The following is a 15,471-nucleotide window of genomic DNA, read 5'->3' on the forward strand; positions in this document are numbered from 1 at the left end:
GGCTCTCGCCCGCGCTCTGGCCGCCCGGCCGGGCATCATCTTCTACGACGAGCCGCTCTCCAACCTCGACTCCAAGCTGCGCTACCAGATGGGCCAGCAGGTGCGCGCGCTGCACAACCAGTTCGAGACGACCTCCGTCTACGTCACGCACGACCAAGAGGAGGCGATCACGCTCTCCGACCGGATCATCGTGATGAGCGAGGGCGCGATCGTGCAGGACGGAACGCCGAGCGAACTGTACGGCCGCCCGAACTCGGCGTACGTGGCCGACTTCATGGGCTTCCAGAACATCCTCCCCGGAACGATCCGCGCGGTGCGCGACGGCATCGCCGACGTGGAGGTCGACGGCACCTCGCTCGTCGTCGCCGGCGTCGCGACCGGTGAGGCGGCGCCGGGGGAGAGGGCGGACGTGGCCTTCCGCGCCGCGCACGCCCGGATCATGCCCGCCGGCGACCTCGCTCCCGGAGCCGGGCGGTTCCGCGCGGACGTCGAGCGCAGCACCTATCTCGGAAGCGCCGTCAACCTGCTCGTCCGCGCCGACCGGCTGCCGCTGCGCGTGCGGGTCGAGACGAGCGAGATGGCCGCGGACGCCGTGCCGCGCCCCGGCGACGAGTACGGCTTCGCGATCAACCCCGCCCGTGCGGTCGTGATCCCGCACCGCGCCGCGGCGGCAGCCGCCGAGGACGACTACCTGACCACGATGACCGATGCGATCGTCGCCGCGCACTGAGCGATCGACGCCTGAGAGGAATGCCCATGAGTGACCTGCCCACCCCCCGCTCCGACGCGCCGCGTATTCGCGAGCTCGCCGAGATCGGCGGCCGCTCGGATACGCGCGACGTGCTCGCCCACGCGACCAAGCAGGCGCGTGACGACTACGACGACTACTTCATCGTCGACATCGACGCGCACGTCTCGGAGGATCACTTCTGGGGCGAGGTGCTGAGCCTCATCGACAACGACGTCTGGCGCGACCTGGGCATGAGCCAGTACGCGGGGTTCGCCGGCAACAACGCGCTCCTGAACATCCAGCCGGGCATGTCGCAGCAGAGCGTCGGCGGCCGCATCGGCCACCAGGGGCGCAAGGAGCCCACGGAGGGCACAGAAGGGCACCCGTTCGTGACGGCCGCCCGGCGCGGCATGGACGCGATGGGGCTCGACTACCAGGTGGTCTTCCCGAGCGCGATGCTGCTGCTCGGCATGCACCCGCAGGACGAGGTCGAGGTCGTGCTGGGCCGCGCGTTCAACCGCTGGCTCACCGAGGTGATCCTGCCGCCGAACCCGCGCCTCAAGGGCATGCTCTACCTGCCCTACAACACCCCCGAGGTGTGCGAGGAGCTCGTCGAGAAGTACGCCGACGACGACGGCATCATCGGCTACACCGTGTGCTCGACGCGCAACAACCCGGTGCACTCCGACGTCTACACGCGCCTCTACAAGCTCATCGAGGACAGCGGCAAGCCGCTCGCCTTCCACTCCGGCTACCACTGGGGGGATCCGTCGTTCGCGCAGCTGAACCGCTTCCTCTCGATGCATGCGCTCTCGTTCACGCACTACAACCAGATCCATGTGACGAACTGGATCATCAACGCCATGCCGGAGCGCTTCCCGAAGCTCAAGATGGTCTGGGTCGAGAGCGGCCTGGCCTGGATCCCGTTCCTCATGCAGCGCCTCGACCACGAGGTGCTGATGCGGCCGAGCGAGGCCCCCGGCCTCAAGCGCCTGCCGAGCGAGTACATGAAGGAGATGTGGTACACGACCCAGCCCATGGAGCGGACCAACATGGAGCTGCTCGAGGCCACCATGAAGTCGTTCAACGCGGAGACGCAGCTGCTCTACTCGTCCGACTGGCCGCACTGGGACTGGGACGCGCCGTCCACGATCACCCGCTTGCCCTTCCTCTCCGAGCAGGCCAAGCGCAACATCCTCGGGCTGAACGCCGCACGCGTGTTCAACCTCCCCACCGACCGACAGAAGCCCTCCGCGGAGCGCGTGCTCCAGGAGCGACCCGGGATCTCCTGACATGACTGAGAACATCACCACCACCGCCCCCGAGACCGCCGAGCTCTCGACGGTCATCACCCGCCTCGGCGAACTCGTGCAGCGTGTGAGCGACGAGGAGCGCGGAGCCGAGGTCTCCGACGAGCAGATCGCCGACGTGCTCTACGCCGCCGCGCGGCTCTTCTCCGCGAAGACCGACCGCGTCGGCAAGATCGCCTGGCCGATCCGCGCGGACGCGCTCAACGCGACCGAGACCGTGGTCCTCGTCACGGCGCTCCTCGACGCCGCAGACGTGAACCTCTTCGACATGGCGATCTGGTACCGGAGGGCCGAATGAGCGCGCAGGTCGTCCGCCGGGACGTCGTCGTCGCGAGCCTCGCCGACCTGCAGGAGCGCGAGCGGATCGTCGTCGACGTCGACGGGACCGAGCTCGGCCTCTACTTCCACGCCGGCGAGGTGCGTGCATGGCACAACGTGTGCCCGCACCAGGGCGGCCCCGTCTGCCAGGGCAAGATCATGCCGCGCACCGTGCAGCTCGTGCGGGGCGAGGACGGCCTGAAGAGCGGCGGGCCGGGGTTCCATCCCACCGACCGGAACATCGTGTGCCCCTGGCACGGCTTCGAGTTCGACGTCCTCACCGGCAAGCACCCCGCGGACCGCCGTGTCGGGCTGCGGCCGATCCCGGTGCGCGTGGACGCCGACGACGTCATCGTCACGGTCTGACGCCGCGGACGAGCACCCGGCCCCGTCGTCCCGCTCCCGCGAGCAGGGCGACGGGGCCGCGTCGTCCGCGGGCGCACAGGACGACGGTCGTAGGCTGGAGGGATGAGCGAGTATCTCGTCCGGCCCGCGCGGGCCGGAGACGTCCAGGGCATCTACGCACTCCTGGAGCCGCTCGTGGAACGACGCATCCTGCTCGGCAAGGACATCGCGGTGCTCTACGGCGCGGTGCAGGAGTTCGTGGTGGCGGAGGCCGACGGCCGGCTCATCGGCTGCGGCGCGCTGCACGTCATGTGGGAGGACCTCGGCGAGGTGCGCACCCTGCTCGTCGAGGACGGGTGGAAGCACCACGGGGTCGGACGGGCGATCGTGGAGCGCCTCGAGACGCACGCGGTCGAACTCGGCCTCAGCCGCCTGTTCTGCCTGACCTTCGAGGTGCCGTTCTTCGAGCGCCGCGGGTTCGCGCCGATCGGCGAGCAGGTCGTGGATCCCGACGTCTACACCCAGCTGCTGCGCAGCGGCGACGAGGGCGTCGCCGAGTTCCTGGACCTCGCGCACGTGAAGCCGAACACGCTCGGCAACACGCGCATGCTCAAGCACCTTGTCTAACCTGGAAGCATGAGCCCTCGCCAGTCCGCCGCCGTCTATCGTCGTCGTCGGATCGTGGTCCTCGGCGTCATCATCGTGCTGCTCGCCCTGCTGATCGTGCTGGTCTGGGCGCTCGTCGGGCGCGGTGCGTCCGGCCCGGATCCGAAGCCGGTGCCCACGAGGTCCTCGACGCCGTCGCCGAGCGCGACGACGCCGCCCGCCACGCCGGATCCGAGTGCGGACGCGAGCCCCGACCCTGCCGCGACGACGCCGGGGCCGACGAGCACCGCGGGTGCGGGGCCGGTGCCGTGCACCGCGGCGGAGGTGCAGGTCACGGCCGTCGCCGATCACGACAGCTACTCCGCCGACGAGAATCCGAAGCTGTCGATCTCGCTGACCAACAGCAGCGGCAAGGACTGCACGATGAACGTCGGCACCACGACGCAGGCGTTCACGATCACGAGCGGGAACGACACCTGGTGGCGCTCCACGGACTGCCAGCAGACCCCGAGCGACGCGATCCAGACCATCAAGGCCGGCGCCACGATCACCAGCTCGACCCCGGTCGTCTGGGATCGCACGCGCTCGAGCGTCGACACCTGCGAGGCGACGGACCGGCAGCGCGCGCCGGGAGGCGGGGCGGCCTACCGCCTGACCGTGTCGATCGGGGGGTTCCAGAGCGCGAATCCGGTGCAGTTCCTGCTGAACTGAACCTGGACGGAATATGGGAATTTGTCGCCCGGGTGCAACCTTTGGGATACCATAGAGACCAAGTCTTCGAGATCTTGACGGTTGCCATCCCCAGTGGCTTCGACAATCTTAAGCGTCCCCAGCGCATCGTCGTCCGTCGTCGAGGACTTCGAGGGCCTCTTCGATCGTCTGTCCCCAAGCGATGAGCGAAGAGGTCCTCTCCTATGCTGGGACGATGGCCGTGAAGAAGTCGAAGAAGAAGGCACCGGCCGCGGCGGACTTCCGCTCCGAGGCCCTCGCGCAGGCGCTCGAGAAGCAGGACATGGCCGCGGTGGCGCTCGCCCTGCGCAACGGCAACACGGTCGTGCCGCTGATCCGGCCTGGTGCGAGGGACGACCCGCGGGACGGCGGCGAGGTGTGGACCTATCGGGATCCCGCCACGGGCGAGGTCGCGCTGCTGCTGTTCAGCGACGCGAAGCACAAGCCGGCGAACCTCCCGCCGGGCGTGGGGATCTACTCGCCGCTGTGGCTGCGCTCGTTCCTCACCACCCACCGCGAGGTGATCACGACGGTGTTCCTCGACATCGCAGGCCCGCATCCGATGCAGGCGCCTCCGGAGGAGCTGCTGCGCGCGCTCGAGGCCTGACCGGGCGTCAGAACGCGGGGACCTCGTCGTCGAGGCGGCGCGGCGCACGGTGCGCCTTGACGTCGCCGAGCGCTCCGCGCAGGGTCGCCGAACGGTCGTCGATCACGTGCGCATAGCCGAGCCGGGCGGCCTCCGAGCGGCGCTGCGCGGCCTGGGTGACCGGGCGCACCTCGCCGGCGAGGCTCAACTCGCCCACCGCGGCGAGCGTGCGCGGCACGGCGTCGTCCCTGAGGGATCCGGCCACCGCGATCGCGATCGCCAGATCCGCCGCCGGCTCGACGAAGCGCACTCCGCCCACGGTCGAGACGTACACGTCCTTGTCGCTGGTCTTGATGCCGGCGCGACGTTCGAGCACGGCGAGCACCATCGCGACGCGTGACGAGTCGAGGCCGTTCACGACGCGGCGCGGGTTCGGCGCCTGGGTGGGGATCGTGAGCGCCTGCACCTCGACCGGCATCGCGCGCCGGCCCTCGAGCGCGATCGCGACGCAGGTGCCGGGCTCCGGCCGCCCGCGCGAGAGGAAAAGGCTCGACGGATCCGGCACCTCCGCGATCCCGGATCCGGTCATCTCGAAGCAGCCGACCTCGTCGGTCGGCCCGAACCGGTTCTTGAGCGCCCGGATGAACCGCAGCGAGGTCTGCCGGTCGCCTTCGAAGTGGCACACCACGTCGACCAGGTGCTCGAGCACGCGGGGGCCGGCGACCGACCCGTCCTTCGTGACGTGCCCGACGATCACGATCGGGAGATCCCGTTCCTTCGCCACCCGGATGAGCGCCGACGCGACCTCGCGCACCTGGGCGGGCTGACCCGCGGCGCCGTCCGACAGCGCGGAGGCGACGGTCTGCACGGAGTCGACGATCACGAGCCCGGGGGAGACGTCGTCGATGTGGCCGAGGATCGTGCCGAGATCGGTCTCCGCCGCGAGGTACAGCTCGTCGTGCAGAGCACCGGTGCGCTCGGCGCGCAGCCGGACCTGCGCCGTGGACTCCTCGCCGCTCGCGTAGAGCACCCTCCGGCCGGAGCGGGCCGCCGCGGCCGCCACCTCGAGCAGCAGGGTGGACTTGCCGACGCCGGGCTCGCCGCTCAGCAGGATCGCCGCACCGGGCACGATGCCGCCGCCGAGCACGCGATCGAACTCGGCGACCCCGCTCGAACGACGCGGCGACTCCTCCGACGTGAGCGACGTGATCGGGCGCGCCTGCCGGCCGGCCGCCGGGCTCGTCGCCTCGACCCGGCGGACGATGCCGGTCTGCGCGGCCTGCTCTGTCACGGTGCCCCACTGCTGGCACTCGCCGCACCGGCCCACCCATTTCGCGGTCGTCCATCCGCACTCGGTGCAGACGTACGCGGGTGCGGAGGGTTTCCGGGAGGCCATGCAGCAAGGCTAGCCGGGGGTTCCGACGCTCGGCCCCGCCCGCGGATCGGCCGCGCCGGGAGAGGCGCACCGGTAGCCTCGAAGCACACGACGAGGGAGCGCGCATGAGCCACGGCACCACCACCTTCCGCACGGTCGAGGAGCAGCAGGAGCGCGTGCTCGCCGCCGTCCGCCCGCGGCCCGCCGTGACGATCCCCGTGGATGCGGCGTCGGGCCATACGCTCGCCGTCGACGCCGTCGCCGTGAACCCGGTTCCCGTCTTCGACAACTCCGCGATGGACGGCTTCGCCGTGCGGTACGCCGACGTCGCCGCCGCGAGCGAGGCGGATCCGGTGGCCCTGCGCGTGACGGCGGATCTGCCGGCCGGGAGCCCGGAGGATCCGCCCCTCGACCACGGCTGCGCCATCCGGATCATGACCGGATCCGCACTGCCGACCCAGGCCGACACGATCGTCCCGTTCGAGGACACCGCCGGCGGGCTCGCGGACTCGCTGCAGACCGCGGTCGTGCAGCGCGCCCCGCGCGCGGAGGGCGCGCACGTGCGCCGGGCCGGTGCCGATGCGGCAGCCGGCTCCGTGGCCCTGCCCGCGGGCGTCCTGCTCGGACCGCGGCAGCTCTCGGCGCTCGCCTCGGTCGGGATCGCCGAGGTGCAGGTCGCCCCGCGCCCGCGGGTGGCCGTGGTGTCGACCGGATCCGAGCTCGTGACCCCCGGCGCCCCGCTGCGGCGCGGGCAGATCCCCGAGTCGAACGGCGTGCTGCTGGCCGGGCTCGCGACCGAGGCGGGGGCCGAGGTCGTCCTGCGCGAGGTCGTCGGCGACGAGGGCGACGGCCCCGCCGAGGCCGCCGCACGGGCCGCCGCGCTGGGCGCGGACGTCGTGATCTTCTCGGGCGGCGTGAGCGCCGGCGCATACGAGGCCGTGCGACTGAGCATGGGCGAGACGATGGAGTTCGTCGCGGTCGCGATGCAGCCGGGGAAGCCGCAGGCGTTCGGCACGACCGCCGAGGGCATGCTGCTGTTCGGGCTGCCGGGCAATCCGGTCAGCGCCGCGGTGTCGTTCGAGACGTTCGTGCGCCCCGCGCTGCTGCGGCTGCAGGGGCGGGCCGAGGTGCACCGGGCGCTCCGTCGCCTGCCCGCGGGTGCCGCCTGGCGCACCCCTCCGGCACGCCGCCAGTACCTTCCCGCGGTGATCGTCGACGGCGCGGTCGTGCCCGCGACGCGGGGCGGATCCGGCTCGCACCTCACGGTCGGACTCGCCGGCGCCACCGCCTACGCGATCGTGCCGGCCGAGGTCGAGGCGGTCGAGGTCGGGGACCTCGTCGACGTGTGGGAGCTGCACTGAGCGCGCCCGCGGGGTCCGTCGGCGCGCTCGTGCTCGTGGGCGGCCGTGCACGCCGCTTCGGCGGCGCCGCCAAGCCCCTGGTGGAACTCGGCGGATCGACGCCGTGGGAGCGCACCCTCGTCGCCCTCCGGGAGTGCGGGGTCGCCCCCGTCGTCGCGGCCGGGCCAGGCTGGGGCGATGCCGGACCCGGTGAGGGGCGTGCTCCGACGGGCGTCGCGGCGACCGTCCCTGTGGGCTGGGTGCGGGAGGATCCGCCCTTCGGCGGGCCCGTCGCGGCGATCGCCGCGGGGCTGCCCGCCCTCGCCGGGACGGAGTGGGCGCTGCTGCTCGCCGGCGACCTCGTGCACCCGGCCGACGTCGTGCGCACGCTGTGCGACGCCGTGGGCACGCTGTGCGACGCCGTGCGCACGCGGCGCGACGCGGTGCGCGCAGACGAGGCGGCCGGCGTCCCGGGGGAGCGGCGCACCGCCGACCTCGGCGGCCACGACTCCGCCGATCGCGTCGATGCGATCGTGTTCCGCGCCGAGGGCCGTGCGCAGTGGCTCGCCGGCGCCTACCGCGTCGAAGCCGTGCGCGCCGCGCTCGCCGCGATCGCGGAGCCGTCCGCCGCCGCCGCCCGTGAACTGCTCGGGGGGCTTCCGACCCGGTGGATCCCGGACGAGGATGGCATCACGGCCGACATCGACACCCCCGCCGATCTGGAGCGCGCCCGTGCGGCGCTGGCCGATCCATCCGCCCACCACGATGAGGAGCCCCGATGAGCCCGAACGACCGCACCCTGCCGCCCGAGGCGCTGGACGACTGGGCCGCCGAGCTGCGCGAGCGGTTCGGCCTCGCCGAGGAGGACGTGCCGATCGCCCTGATCCTCGACCTCGCGCGCGACGTCGCGAACGGCGTCGCGCGTCCCGCCGCGCCGTTCAGCGCCTTCGTCGCCGGGCTCGTGGCCGGCCGCGCGGGCGGGAGCCCCGGCGACGTGCGCGCCGCGGTCGCCGCGATCTCCCAGCTCGCCCTCGCCCACGGTCAGGACTGATCCGCTCGCGGCGCTCCCGGCATCCGGGATCCGCATGGTGGTGATCCGAACCTCCTATCGCGCACGGCATTATTCACGGCCGAAGTCCCCATGCGCGGCGATGCGCGATGCGAGTATGGAGCCATGGCCAGCGCCGGGCCCGTCTGCGGGCCGATCTCCAGCTATTCGCGGGTGCGGATCCTGCATCTCGTGCAGGCACGTCCGCACCGCACGATCGGCGAGCTGTGCGAGGCCACCGCGCTGCATCCGAACACGGTGCGCGAGCACCTGCAGCGGCTGATCGAAGGCGGATACGTCGTGCAGGCGACCGAGCACCGCACCACCCGCGGGCGTCCGCGCGTGCTGTACAGCGCCGCCACGGGAGCGCCGGAGGCGTCGAGCCCGGTCGCCAAGCAGAAGGCCGACGACGCGGCCCGCCGCGGGGACCTGCTGCGCCGCATGCTGCAGACCGAGTCCTCGAGCCTGGGGCAGCGCGCCATCTACCAGCTCGACGCGCTCGTCGAGCACCTCGAGGAGAGCGGCTTCGAGCCCGTGATCGACGAGGACCGCCTCACCGTGGAACTCACGCCGTGCCCGCACGCCGCCGCCCGGCCCGAGCACCGCCCCGTGCTGTGCCAGGTGCACCTCGGCCTCATGCAGGGCGTGCTCGCCCAGGCCGGAGGGCCGCTCACCGCGCGCTGCGTGCGCTCGGCGGCGCGGCCGGAGGAGTGCACGGTCGAACTGGACCGGGCAGGCGGATCCCGCTTCGCCCTCGACGACCGCGTCGGATCCCCGACCGGATCCGCATCCGCTCACCGCACAGGATCCGTCACCGGATCCGCGAACGCAGGAGGCTCCGCGCATGGATTGGCTTGATCCGCTCGTCCTGTCCCGCTGGCAGTTCGGGCTGACGACCGTCTACCACTACCTGTTCGTGCCGCTCACGATCGGCATGGCGACCGTCACCGCGATCTTCCAGACCGCGTGGGTGCGCACCGGCAAGATCGAGTACCTGCACCTGACCCGGTTCTTCTCGAAGATCTTCCTCATCAACTTCGCCATGGGCGTGGTGACCGGCATCGTGCAGGAGTTCCAGTTCGGCATGAACTGGTCGGACTACTCCCGCTTCGTCGGCGACGTGTTCGGCGCTCCGCTCGCGTTCGAGGGCCTGCTCGCGTTCTTCCTCGAGGCGACCTTCATCGGGCTGTGGATCTTCGGCTGGGACAAGCTCCCGAAGAAGGTGCACCTCGCCACCATCTGGGGCGTCGCGATCGGCACGATCCTCTCGGCGTACTTCATCATCGCCGCGAACGCGTTCATGCAGAACCCGGTCGGCTACACGTACAACCCCGCGACCAACCGCGCCGAGCTCACCGACTTCGTGGCGCTCCTGACCAACAAGGTCGCGCTCGCCGCGTTCCCGCACACGATCTTCGGCGCGTTCATGCTCGCGACCGGCGTGGTGATCTCGGTCTCGGCGTGGCACCTGTCCCGCGGCCAGCACGTGGCGACCATGCGGAAGTCCCTGAAGTTCGGCCTGTGGGGGATCCTGGTCGCGACCGCCGGCGTGCTGCTCACCGGTGACCAACTGGGGCTCGCGATGGTGAGCACCCAGCCCATGAAGATGGCCGCGGCCGAGGCGATGTTCAATTCGAGCTGCGGGGCCGATGCCTCGTTCTCGCTGTTCTCGATCGGCACGCCCGACGGCACCGGCGAGATCTGGTCCCTGCGGGTGCCGTACCTGCTCGCCTTCCTGTCGACGCACGACCTGAACGGCTGCGTCGAGGGGATCAACGACCTGAACGCGCAATACGCGCAGCAGTTCGCCTCGACGGGGCTCACCGAGTTCACCCCGGTGCTGTGGATCACCTACTGGGCGTTCCGCTGGATGATCGGCCTCGGCATGCTGCACGCGTTCGTCGCGCTGGTGGGCCTGTGGATCACCCGCAAGAACGCCAAGCGCGAGCCCGCGCAGTGGATGTGGAAGATCGCGATCTACTCGTTCCCGCTGTCGCTGGGCGCGAACATCGTCGGCTGGGTGTTCACCGAGATGGGGCGGCAGCCCTGGATCGTGTTCAGCCTGATGACGACCAAGAACGGCGTCTCGCCCGGGGTGAGCGGGGTCGAGGTGCTGATCTCGCTCATCTCCTTCACCGCGATCTACGCCGCGCTCGCGGTCGTGGAGGTCGGGCTCATCGTCCGCGCCGCCAAGAAGGGTCCGGACATCACAGAGAAGCACGACGAGGACGCCCCTGTCCCGTCGGTCGTGTACTGAGGAAGGAGACGGACATGGATCTCGCAACGCTCTGGTTCTGGATCGTCGCCCTGTTCTTCGTGGGCTACTTCGTGCTCGACGGCTTCGACTTCGGGGTGGGCATGTCGCTGCCGTTCCTCGGCAAGGACGACGTCTCGCGCCGCCAGGTGATCAACACGATCGGCCCGGTCTGGGATCTCAATGAGACCTGGGTGATCGTGGCCGGCGCCTGCCTGTTCGCGTCGTTCCCGGAGTGGTACGCCTCGCTGTTCAGCGGCTTCTACCTGCCGCTGCTGCTGATCCTGCTCGCGCTCATCCTGCGCGGGGTGTCGTTCGAGTACCGGCACCAGCGGGACGACCCGCGCTGGAAGCGCCGCTTCGACACCATGATCGTGATCGGATCCGCCGTCCCCGCACTGCTGTGGGGCGTCGCGTTCGGCAACATCGTGCAGGGCGTGGCGCTGGACGAGAAGCACATCTTCCGTGGATCCTTGTTCGACCTGCTGAACCCGTACGGCCTGCTCGTCGGCGTCACGACGCTGCTCCTGTTCTTCCTGCACGGGCTGTACTTCGTGGCGCTCAAGACCGACGGCGTCGTGCATGAGCGCGCCCGCCGGGTGGCGCGGCTCGCCGCGCTGCCGACGATCCTCGCCGCGGCCGGGACCGTGGTGTGGACGATCGCGATCGCCGCAGGACGCCCTTCACTGCTCTGGCTGGTGATCGCGCTCGGCGCCGTGGCCGCGGTGTTCCTCATCGTCTCGGTCCTCTTCTCGCTGCGCGGCCGCGACGGCTGGGCCTTCACCGCCGGGGTCGTCACGATCCTCACAGCCGTGCTCATGCTGTTCTCCGCGCTGTTCCCGAACGTACTGCCGTCGACGATCGACCCCGCCAACTCGCTCACGATCCAGAACGCGTCGAGCACGCCGTACACGCTGCAGATCATGAGCTGGACCGCGCTCGTGGCGATGCCGCTCGTGCTCGCGTACCAGGCGTGGACGTACTGGGTGTTCCGCAAGCGCGTGCGCCGGTCGACGATCGAGGCGGCCCCCGCGCACGCATGATCCCCCTGCCGTCCCCGTCCCCGTCGACCCCGTCGTTCCGGTCGTCCTCTCTGGCGCCCCTCCACTTCCGAGTCGTCCCCATGAGCGCACCCCAGGGCGTGCGCTCATGGGGACGACTCGAAGGGGGAGGGGGCGCTTCGCACGCGGAGGCGCCCGCGGTCGCGGGAGAGGAGCGGATCCGATGAAGCCGATCGATCCGCGGCTGCTGCGGTGGGCGCCCGCCGCGCGCACCTACCTCGCGGTCGCGGCGGGGATCGCGCTCGTGCAGACCGCCGTCACGATCGCGTTCGCGGGGCTGCTCGCCGCGGGGATCACGGACGTGGCGGAGGGGCGCTCGCCGCTCGGCGCCGTGCCGTGGCTCGCGCTCGTGGTGCTCGTGCGCGCCGTGCTGCTCTGGGTGTCGGAGGCGTGGGGCGCCCGCGCCGCGGCGCAGGCAGGGCGGGAGCTGCGCACGGCCCTGCTCGACGCGATCTCGCGCCGGGGCCCTGCCTGGCTCGGCACGCGGAACCGGGCCGCGCTCGCGGTCACGGCGGGGCACGGGCTCGACGCGCTGGATCCGTACTTCTCCCGGTACATCCCGCAGCTCGTGCTCACCGCGATCGCGACGCCGGTCATCGTCGCCGTGATGTGGTGGCAGGACTGGCCGAGCGGGCTCGCGGCGGTCGTCACCCTGCCGCTCATCCCGCTGTTCCTCATCCTCATCGGCATGGCGACCCGCAGCGTGCAGCGCAAGCAGCTGCAGGTGCTGCACGGGCTCGCGGCGCGGTTCGCCGACACGGTGCAGGGCCTCGCCACGCTGCGCGTGTTCGGACGGGAGCGCCGCGCGGCCGCCCGCATGCGCGAGACCGCCGACCGATACCGCCGCGAGACCATGCGGGTGCTGCGGTACTCGTTCCTCTCCGGCTTCGCGCTCGAGCTGCTCTCCTCCCTCGCGGTCGCGATCATCGCCGTGTCGGTCGGTCTGCGGCTGCTGGGCGGCGAGCTGAGCCTCGGCGTCGGCCTGTTCGTGCTGCTCCTGGCTCCCGAGGCGTTCCTGCCGCTGCGTCAGGTCGGCGTGCAGTTCCACGCCGCCGCCGAGGGCGTCGCCGCGACGGAGGACGTCTTCGAGGTCCTGGAGTCTCCGGCGGCCGGGCCCGGCGTTCAAGGCGCGCACTTTGCTGCAAATGAGCCCGGGATCCAGCCATTTGCGCGCTTCGAAACAGGCGGGACGGTCCGGCTGGTCGTCGACGGTGTCGCGGTGCGGCATGGGGAGCGACGGCTGTCGGAGGTGTCGTTCGCGGCGGATCCCGGCACCGTCACGCTCATCGAGGGGCGGAGCGGATCCGGCAAGTCGAGTCTGCTCGCGGCACTGCGCGGGGCGGCGGAGCATGACGGAACCGTCGCGGCCGAGGGCGCGGCGGATCCGGATCCGGCCACGTGGCTCGCCTGGGCGGGGCAGCGCCCTGGACTCATCCGCGGCACGATCGCCGCGAACGTCGCGCTCGGCGACCCCGCACCCGATCTCGCACGCGTGCGGACGGCGCTCGCCGAGGCCGCAGCGCCCGACCTCGATCCGGCGCAGGAGCTCGGCGTCCAGGGAGCGGGACTCTCCGGTGGCCAGGCGCAGCGCGTCGCCGTGGCCCGCGCGCTGTACCGGCTCGGATCCGGCGCGCGCGTGCTCGCGCTCGACGAGCCGTCGAGCGCCCTCGACGCCGAGACGGAGCAGCGGCTGTGGCGGGCACTGCGCCGCGCCGCCGACGACGGGGCGACGGTCGTGCTCGTCTCGCACCGGGAGTCCGCCCGCCCGATCGCGGACCAGGTGGTGCAGGTCGGCGACGGTGTCGTCGCGGCGATGAGCGCCCGGACGGGGGCCGATCTGCGCGAGAGTTCGGCGGCCGCACCGACGGGGTCGTCGAGCGAGGACGACCGCGAAGCGGACGACCGAGACGAAACGCGGCGCCCGCTCGGGGGCGGCGTTTCGTCTCCGTCGCCTTCGGAGTCCTCGCTCGACGACCCGGCGGGACAGGATCCGGATGAGGATCCGGATCCGATCCCGGATCTCCCGGCCTCGGTCGGGGGGATCCTCCGCCTCGCGATGCCGCGCGCCCGCCGGTTCCTGCCCGCGATCCTGGCGGGGATCGTCTCGGCGGCCGCCGCGGTCGGTCTGCTGCTGGTGAGCGGCTGGCTCATCGTCACGGCGTCGCTCGTCGACAACCTCGTGCCGCTGTCCGTCGCGATCGTCGGGGTGCGCTTCTTCGCGGTGACCCGCGCCGTCACCCGGTATCTCGAGCGTCTCGTCGGGCACGACGCCGCGCTCGGCCGCCTCGCGGACCTGCGGGCGGCGGTCGTGCGCCGGCTCACCCCGCTGGCCCCTGCGGGTCTCGGATCCACCGACCGCGGCTCGGTGCTCGCCGCGCTCGTCGACGACGTGGAGAATCTGCAGAACCTGCCCCTGCGCGTGGTGCAGCCGCTGCTGACCGGGGGCATCGTCGCCCTCGTCTCCATCGGCGTCCTCGCCGCGATCGCCCCCTCGGCGGCCCTCGCGCTCGCGGTCTGCCTCGTGCTCGCCGTCGCCGGCGCGGTCGTGCTCGGCGGTATCGCCGGAGGGCGCGCCGAACGCGCGCTCAGCCGCGACCGTGCGGAGCTGGCCGGAGCCCTGGTGGATGAGCTCACCGCGCTCGACGTGCTGCAGGCCTACGGTGCGGAAGCCGTCGCACGCGGGCGGATCCGCGCCGCCGACGACGCCCTGCGGCGCACCGCCACCCGCGCCGCCGTCGCGCAGGCGCTGTCCTCCGCGGTCGTGTCCCTCGCAGCCGGCGCCGCCTCGATCTGGGCGCTCGCCGTCGCCGCGCCCGGACAGCCGGGAGGCGCCGTCGACGCCCCTTGGTTCGCGGTCGCGGTGCTGCTTCCGATGGCCGTGTTCGACGTGTTCTCCGCCGTCCCGCAGGCGGCCTCGGCGTGGCGCGGCGTGCGCGCCGGCGCGGAGCGGATCCACGCGCTGCTGCCCTCTGTCCTGCCCGCCGAGGTGCGCGGCGACGAGGGCGAGGGCCGCATCGCGGAAGGGGCGCTCCGCCTCCGCGGCGCGACCGCGTCGTGGCCCGGCGCCCGCACGCCTGCCCTGCGCGACCTCGACCTGGACGTGGCACCGGGTGAACGGATCCTCGTCACAGGATCCAGCGGCGCGGGCAAGTCGACGCTCGCCGCCGTCCTCGTGGGCTTCCTGCGCTTCGGCGGCACGTATCGCATCGGCGACAGCGACGCGGCTCTGGTGGCGGGGCCGGAGCTGCGTCGCCACGTCGGACTGTGCGAGCAGGATCCGATGCTCTTCGACGAGGACATCCGGCAGAACCTGCTGTTCGCGCGCGAGACGGCGTCGGATGCCGAGCTGTTCGAGGTGCTCGAGCGCGTCGGCCTCGGCCCCTGGGTGCGGGAGCGCGGCGGGCTCGACGCGCGGGTGGGGGAGCGGGGCGCCCTCGTCTCCGGCGGTCAGGCGCAGCGCATCGCCCTCGCCAGGGCGATCCTGCACGGATTCCCCGTGCTCGTGCTGGACGAGCCGACGGCGGGGGTGGATCCGGACGCGTCGGACGCGCTGCTGCGCGACCTGCTGGGCGCGACCGGATCCCAGACCGTCGTCCTGGTCTCGCACGTGGAGCCGCCGGCCGGCACGATCGACCGGACCGTTCGGCTCGATGCGGGACGCATACGGGCCGTCGAGGCCTGAGCCGTCCCGCTCCCGCCGCCGGGTCGGCGCGGCGTCGCCGTCGGGCCTGGCGGGTCTCGCGGTCGACCCCGCCCGAATGCAGGATCC

General features: G+C 72.1%; 15 protein-coding genes. 14 read left to right on the top strand and 1 reads right to left on the bottom strand.

Annotated elements, in window-relative coordinates:
* The 7 genes from B7X32_RS03270 to B7X32_RS03300 form a co-directional block, all read left to right on the top strand.
* Positions 1 to 730 (top strand): ABC transporter ATP-binding protein (locus tag B7X32_RS03270; RefSeq protein WP_292715961.1); only part of this gene is annotated, 730 nt, incomplete at its 5' end.
* Between the two features lie 26 nt (positions 731 to 756).
* On the top strand, positions 757 to 2,022 hold the full coding sequence (locus tag B7X32_RS03275) for an amidohydrolase family protein (protein ID WP_292715964.1): 1,266 nt from the start codon (positions 757 to 759) through the stop codon (positions 2,020 to 2,022).
* A gap of 1 nt (position 2,023) precedes the next feature.
* Complete coding sequence (locus B7X32_RS03280; protein ID WP_292715967.1) at positions 2,024 to 2,338, top strand: hypothetical protein; 315 nt, start codon at positions 2,024 to 2,026, stop codon at positions 2,336 to 2,338.
* Positions 2,335 to 2,724, top strand: a complete 390-nt coding sequence (locus B7X32_RS03285; protein ID WP_292715971.1) for a Rieske 2Fe-2S domain-containing protein — start codon at positions 2,335 to 2,337, stop codon at positions 2,722 to 2,724. The genes B7X32_RS03280 and B7X32_RS03285 overlap by 4 nt, the downstream gene beginning before the upstream one ends.
* A 102-nt stretch (positions 2,725 to 2,826) precedes the next feature.
* Complete coding sequence (locus B7X32_RS03290; protein WP_292715974.1) at positions 2,827 to 3,330, top strand: amino-acid N-acetyltransferase; 504 nt, start codon at positions 2,827 to 2,829, stop codon at positions 3,328 to 3,330.
* Positions 3,331 to 3,339: 9 nt separating this feature from the next.
* Positions 3,340 to 4,020 carry a hypothetical protein gene (locus B7X32_RS03295; RefSeq protein WP_292715977.1) on the top strand — a complete coding sequence of 227 codons (681 nt, stop codon included), beginning with the start codon at positions 3,340 to 3,342 and terminating at the stop codon, positions 4,018 to 4,020.
* A gap of 214 nt (positions 4,021 to 4,234) precedes the next feature.
* Entirely contained in the window at positions 4,235 to 4,645 is a 411-nt protein-coding gene (locus B7X32_RS03300) for a dehydrogenase (protein WP_292715980.1), read from the top strand.
* 7 nt (positions 4,646 to 4,652) lie between these two features.
* On the opposite strand, the gene radA is transcribed toward B7X32_RS03300, so the two are convergent.
* On the bottom strand, positions 4,653 to 6,020 hold the full coding sequence (radA, locus tag B7X32_RS03305) for a DNA repair protein RadA (protein WP_292715983.1): 1,368 nt from the start codon (positions 6,018 to 6,020) through the stop codon (positions 4,653 to 4,655).
* A 104-nt stretch (positions 6,021 to 6,124) separates the two neighbouring features.
* On the opposite strand from radA, the gene glp reads away from it, so the two are divergent.
* The 7 genes from glp to cydD all read left to right on the top strand — a co-directional run bounded on the left by glp (position 6,125) and on the right by cydD (position 15,384).
* Positions 6,125 to 7,360, top strand: coding sequence for a gephyrin-like molybdotransferase Glp (glp, locus tag B7X32_RS03310; protein WP_292715986.1), 1,236 nt, complete (start codon positions 6,125 to 6,127; stop codon positions 7,358 to 7,360).
* Positions 7,345 to 8,121 (top strand): NTP transferase domain-containing protein, encoded by a 777-nt coding sequence (locus B7X32_RS03315; RefSeq protein WP_292715989.1) that lies wholly within the window; start codon positions 7,345 to 7,347, stop codon positions 8,119 to 8,121. The genes glp and B7X32_RS03315 overlap by 16 nt, the downstream gene beginning before the upstream one ends.
* Positions 8,118 to 8,390 (top strand): DUF6457 domain-containing protein, encoded by a 273-nt coding sequence (locus B7X32_RS03320; protein ID WP_292715991.1) that lies wholly within the window; start codon positions 8,118 to 8,120, stop codon positions 8,388 to 8,390. The genes B7X32_RS03315 and B7X32_RS03320 overlap by 4 nt, the downstream gene beginning before the upstream one ends.
* 123 nt (positions 8,391 to 8,513) lie before the next feature.
* The gene (locus B7X32_RS03325; RefSeq protein WP_292715993.1) at positions 8,514 to 9,245 is read left to right on the top strand and encodes a helix-turn-helix domain-containing protein; all 732 of its coding nucleotides are present in this window, start codon (positions 8,514 to 8,516) and stop codon (positions 9,243 to 9,245) included.
* Positions 9,232 to 10,644 (top strand): cytochrome ubiquinol oxidase subunit I, encoded by a 1,413-nt coding sequence (locus B7X32_RS03330; protein ID WP_292715996.1) that lies wholly within the window; start codon positions 9,232 to 9,234, stop codon positions 10,642 to 10,644. Before B7X32_RS03325 ends, B7X32_RS03330 begins: the two co-directional genes overlap by 14 nt.
* A gap of 14 nt (positions 10,645 to 10,658) precedes the next feature.
* On the top strand, positions 10,659 to 11,684 hold the full coding sequence (gene cydB, locus B7X32_RS03335) for a cytochrome d ubiquinol oxidase subunit II (RefSeq protein ID WP_292715998.1): 1,026 nt from the start codon (positions 10,659 to 10,661) through the stop codon (positions 11,682 to 11,684).
* Between the two features lie 181 nt (positions 11,685 to 11,865).
* On the top strand, positions 11,866 to 15,384 hold the full coding sequence (cydD, locus tag B7X32_RS03340) for a thiol reductant ABC exporter subunit CydD (protein WP_292716001.1): 3,519 nt from the start codon (positions 11,866 to 11,868) through the stop codon (positions 15,382 to 15,384).
* Positions 15,385 to 15,471 lie beyond the last annotated feature (87 nt).

The sequence above is a fragment of the Microbacterium sp. 13-71-7 genome (assembly GCF_002257455.1).
In the GTDB taxonomy this organism is placed as follows: Bacteria; Actinomycetota; Actinomycetes; order Actinomycetales; family Microbacteriaceae; genus Microbacterium.

What these genes read in the sequence shown, in the direction of transcription:
- B7X32_RS03275 (WP_292715964.1), top strand. Translation starts at nt 757, where the DNA reads ATGAGTGACCTGCCCACCCCCCGCTCCGACGCGCCGCGTATTCGCGAG.
- B7X32_RS03280 (WP_292715967.1), top strand. Translation starts at nt 2,024, where the DNA reads ATGACTGAGAACATCACCACCACCGCCCCCGAGACCGCCGAGCTCTCG.
- B7X32_RS03285 (WP_292715971.1), top strand. Translation starts at nt 2,335, where the DNA reads ATGAGCGCGCAGGTCGTCCGCCGGGACGTCGTCGTCGCGAGCCTCGCC.
- B7X32_RS03290 (WP_292715974.1), top strand. Translation starts at nt 2,827, where the DNA reads ATGAGCGAGTATCTCGTCCGGCCCGCGCGGGCCGGAGACGTCCAGGGC.
- B7X32_RS03295 (WP_292715977.1), top strand. Translation starts at nt 3,340, where the DNA reads ATGAGCCCTCGCCAGTCCGCCGCCGTCTATCGTCGTCGTCGGATCGTG.
- B7X32_RS03300 (WP_292715980.1), top strand. Translation starts at nt 4,235, where the DNA reads ATGGCCGTGAAGAAGTCGAAGAAGAAGGCACCGGCCGCGGCGGACTTC.
- radA (WP_292715983.1), bottom strand. Translation starts at nt 6,020, where the DNA reads ATGGCCTCCCGGAAACCCTCCGCACCCGCGTACGTCTGCACCGAGTGC.
- glp (WP_292715986.1), top strand. Translation starts at nt 6,125, where the DNA reads ATGAGCCACGGCACCACCACCTTCCGCACGGTCGAGGAGCAGCAGGAG.
- B7X32_RS03320 (WP_292715991.1), top strand. Translation starts at nt 8,118, where the DNA reads ATGAGCCCGAACGACCGCACCCTGCCGCCCGAGGCGCTGGACGACTGG.
- B7X32_RS03325 (WP_292715993.1), top strand. Translation starts at nt 8,514, where the DNA reads ATGGCCAGCGCCGGGCCCGTCTGCGGGCCGATCTCCAGCTATTCGCGG.
- B7X32_RS03330 (WP_292715996.1), top strand. Translation starts at nt 9,232, where the DNA reads ATGGATTGGCTTGATCCGCTCGTCCTGTCCCGCTGGCAGTTCGGGCTG.
- cydB (WP_292715998.1), top strand. Translation starts at nt 10,659, where the DNA reads ATGGATCTCGCAACGCTCTGGTTCTGGATCGTCGCCCTGTTCTTCGTG.
- cydD (WP_292716001.1), top strand. Translation starts at nt 11,866, where the DNA reads ATGAAGCCGATCGATCCGCGGCTGCTGCGGTGGGCGCCCGCCGCGCGC.